Source organism: Myceligenerans pegani, from assembly GCF_014892515.1.
GTDB classification, from domain to species: domain Bacteria; phylum Actinomycetota; class Actinomycetes; order Actinomycetales; family Cellulomonadaceae; genus Myceligenerans; species Myceligenerans pegani.
Map to the genome: position 1 here is coordinate 1 of NZ_JADBGR010000092.1, position 3694 is coordinate 3694.

A 3694-nucleotide genomic window follows, 5' to 3' on the forward strand; every position below is an offset into this window, starting at 1 on the left:
TTTCCTGCTGGTCGGTGGTGCCCGTTGGTTCCGGGCATGAAAAAGGCCCGCACGGTGGCGGGCCTCTCGTTGTGGTGTGAAGTTGTCTACGTCGTGAGCTGGCTCGGCTTTCAGCGCGTGGCGCTCAGGGCGACCAACGCTTGTGGTACTGCCGGTCGGCGAGTCGAACGACCGAACTTGCATCGAAGGTCATCGGGCGCACATCGGCCTGAAGCGGCGTCAGGTGCCCACGGCGCACCCACGTGCGGATCGTGGATGGCGAGACCCCTGCCAGCCGGGCAGCCTCCGAGGCCGTGACTGGCCGGACCCTTTGCCATCGAAGTTCCGGGATGGGGGGTGGCGCAGAAACGTGCCGGCGTCGCGCGGCGGCTTCGTCGCGGACCCGACGGGCGTCCTCGTATCGATAGAGTCGAGACCTGCCCCGGTTGCCGACCACAGGAAGATAGCCGCGGCTCGCCCACTTCCGAATGGTCGCAGAGCGGACCAACAACCGTTTCCCGAGTTCTTCCGCCGTGAGCCGCTCATCCGGATCGATCCGCGTGTTGGTTCGGCGGGGAACGTTCGCGGCTCCAACCGGTGCCCGAAGCGAGTTCCCCGGCCTCGTCGGCTCGTGCACGAGTCTCGAAGGGCGTGCGGGGCTGACCTGGTCCTGTGGGTGTCCGCTGATCTTGGCGCTGACGGCTCTGGCTGTGTGGTCGTCCAACGGCGACGAGGCCGAGCGAACGTACTCGCCGAGTTCTTTCAGGACTCTGAGGACTGTCTTCGACTCGACGTCGAGCTGTCGGGCCAACTCGTAGACTCGCACACGCATGCAAACAAGTGTGACAGTGCAACGCAGGGGCGCCTCAGCCAGGGGCGCCGGTGCAGGCAAGACTGGCGAAATCCCAACGAAAAGAGGCCCCCACTACTGGAAGCCTCCTGAATTTTGGGCGCAGCCCGCCCCGCCACTCCTAACGTTACAGTTTCGGCGCCCGTCACGCAATACCGTCACGAGTCGAGCCCGGTGGTGCGCCTCGGGCTCTCGGTGGTGGGTGGATCGGGAACGGTAGGGTCTGCGGATGTGTCCATCGTCGATCAGATCCCGGTCATCGTGGGAAGTCTTCCGGCCGTGGCCGGCGCAGTAAAGGTCGCCAGCGTGTGGCTGGATGGCGGTCGGCTGCTTGCACGACGCATTGAGCGGTTGCGGTCGATGGCCGAGCAGATCAGCGACGACGCCACCAAGCAGCGTGTCGTGAGTGTTGCGGATGAGCTGACAGAGCACTTCGCAAAGCGCGAGAGGTACCGGATGCGACGGACGGTCAACGGCGCAACGGTCTTCTGGATTGTCGTCGTGGCAGGCGGCGCGGCCTGGGGCGCATGGGCCCTTATCTCGATCGGCACGTGGTGGGGCTGGATACTCGGGATCGCCGCCGCCCTCTTCGGGGCTCTGTGGATTGTGGCTGGCTCCTCGACGGTCTTCAAGGACCCCGATGCTCCCGACAAGGCCAAGAAGCCCAAGAAAGTGAGGGCCTAGCCTCCACGCGCAGTCGAGGCGAGGTGGTCTTCTATTGCCACGGCCCATGGACGCCCCGACGAGGGCGAGACGCTCCGCCGCCTCGTCGCCCAGGGCGCCCCCCAGTCCGAGGCCGGACGCCGGCTCGACCGCACGCGCGGGTCCGTCGCGAACCGAGCCGCCAAGCTCGGAGTGCGGAGTGACCGGACGCAGAGCGCGGGCCACCGAGGTGAAGATCCTCGGCGCCAACGGCTGGATTCCGCCGTTCTCGCGTCGTTCGGGTCCAGCGTCCCACTTGCGAGCGAGCGTCGACACTCCCTCCACCAGCAGGGGACTCGCGGACCAAGTGTGGCACGGCAGTCTAGGCAGCGATGCGCGTTGCGACGTGAGTCCTGGAAATCCTACCGGTTATGTGCTGTCGAGAAGGGGGGGCCTGAGTTTGGTCATCTCGGCTTGATCCGTGCTGGCGCAGTGCTGTGACCTGTGGTGATGGTGGTCTTAGTGCGCGGTTTCACGCACTAACGGGCTGGCCTACGCTCGGTGGGTGGCGTTCATTCGACGGGTCCGGACCGCGTCCGGGGCGACGGCTGTGCAGATCGCGGAGTACGTCGGCGGGCGTCGTCAGCGGATCGTGGAGCACCTCGGGTCGGCGCACTCCGAGGCCGAGCTCGGCCTCCTGCTGGAACGGGCCCGCGGCCTGCTTGCCGACGGCCGGCAGGGTGTCCTTGACTTGGGTCTGGAGCCCACGACGCGCGCGGTGGGACTGGTCCCGGCTCCTGGCGAGCCGGCCTTGCTCGGCGGCCAGCCGGTCCCGTCTCAGGCGCCGCGGGTCGGTCCCGCGCGGGTGGAGTCGACCGCTTCGCGTGTCTTGTTCGACGCTCTGGTAGGCGTGTTCGCCGACCTGGGGTTCGACGGGATCGGGGACGAGACGTTCCGGGACCTGGTGATCGCGCGGATCGTGGAGCCGACCTCGATCCTGGACGTGGGGCGGGTTCTGAAGGACCTGGGCCACAGCCCGGCGAGCGAGAAGACGATGCGCCGCACCCTGGCCCGCTGCGTCGGCAACGGCTACCGCGACCAGATCGCCGGGTTGTGCTTCGATCACGCGCAGGCCAGCGGTGATGTGTCGTTGTGTTTGTACGACGTCACCACGCTCTACTTCGAGGCCGAGAAAGAGGACGGGCTGCGGAAGGTCGGCTACTCCAAGGAACGACGAGTCGACCCGCAGATCGTCGTGGGCCTGCTGGTGGACCGGTACGGGTTCCCGCTGGAGATCGGCTGTTTCGAGGGGAACAAGGCAGAGCGCCTGACGATTGTGCCGATCATCGAGCAGTTCCAGGCTCGCCACGGTATCGAGGGGATCGTGGTGGTCGCCGACGCGGGCATGCTGTCGGCGGGCAACCTGGCCGAGCTGGACCGCGCCGAGCTCGGGTTCATCGTCGGCTCAAGGATGACCAAGGCACCGATCGACCTGGAGTCCCACTTCCGCTGGCACGGGGACGCGTTCACCGACGCCCAGGTCATCGACACCATCACCCCGAAGACCGGGCAGAACCTCGAGAACGACCCGATGCTGCGCAGCGAACCGGTCTGGGACCCGGCCACGCACACGCGGTCCTGGCGGGCGGTGTGGTCCTTCTCCCGCAAACGGTTCGTGCGCGACAACGCGACCTTGACCCTGCAGGAGAACCGCGCCCGGGACGTGATCGACGGATCCCGGACCGCGAAGGCCACGAGGTTCGTCAAGACCAGCGGGGACGCACGCACCCTGGACGAGAAGGCACTGGCCCGAGCCCGAGCGCTGGCCGGGCTGAAGGGCTACGTCACCAACATCCCGGCCACGGTGATGCCGCCGGCAGAGGTGATGACCTGTTACCACGACCTGTGGCACGTGGAGCAGTCCTTCCGGATGAGCAAGACCGATCTGGCCGCCCGGCCGATGTTCGCCCGCACCCGCGACGCGATCGAGGCGCACCTGACCATCGTGTTCACCGCCCTGGCCGTCGCCCGCGCGGCCCAGGACCGCACCGGCCTGGCGATCCGCAACATCGTGCGCCAGCTACGCCCCCTGCGCTCGGCAACGATCACCATCAACGGCACCACCGCCACGTTCCCGCCCGCGATCCCCACCCCACAGCAGACCATCCTCGACGCACTGAACCGCGACGACGTCACGCACTAACCCGAATGACCAAACTCGGG

The 3694-nt window shown here is 67.3% G+C and carries 3 protein-coding genes; 2 read left to right on the plus strand and 1 reads right to left on the minus strand.

What is annotated here, in order from left to right; genetic code table 11:
- Positions 1-124 precede the first annotated feature (124 nt).
- On the minus strand, positions 125-811 hold the full coding sequence (locus IIE03_RS14545) for a translation initiation factor IF-2 N-terminal domain-containing protein (protein ID WP_192863480.1): 687 nt from the start codon (positions 809-811) through the stop codon (positions 125-127).
- A 249-nt stretch (positions 812-1060) separates the two neighbouring features.
- Here IIE03_RS14545 and IIE03_RS14550 point away from each other — a divergent pair, with 249 nt between their 5' ends.
- Positions 1061-1513, plus strand: a complete 453-nt coding sequence (locus IIE03_RS14550) for a hypothetical protein (RefSeq protein ID WP_192863481.1) — start codon at positions 1061-1063, stop codon at positions 1511-1513.
- A gap of 523 nt (positions 1514-2036) precedes the next feature.
- Positions 2037-3674 (plus strand): IS1634 family transposase, encoded by a 1638-nt coding sequence (locus IIE03_RS14555; protein WP_192861465.1) that lies wholly within the window; start codon positions 2037-2039, stop codon positions 3672-3674.
- The last annotated feature ends 20 nt before the right edge of the window (positions 3675-3694 follow it).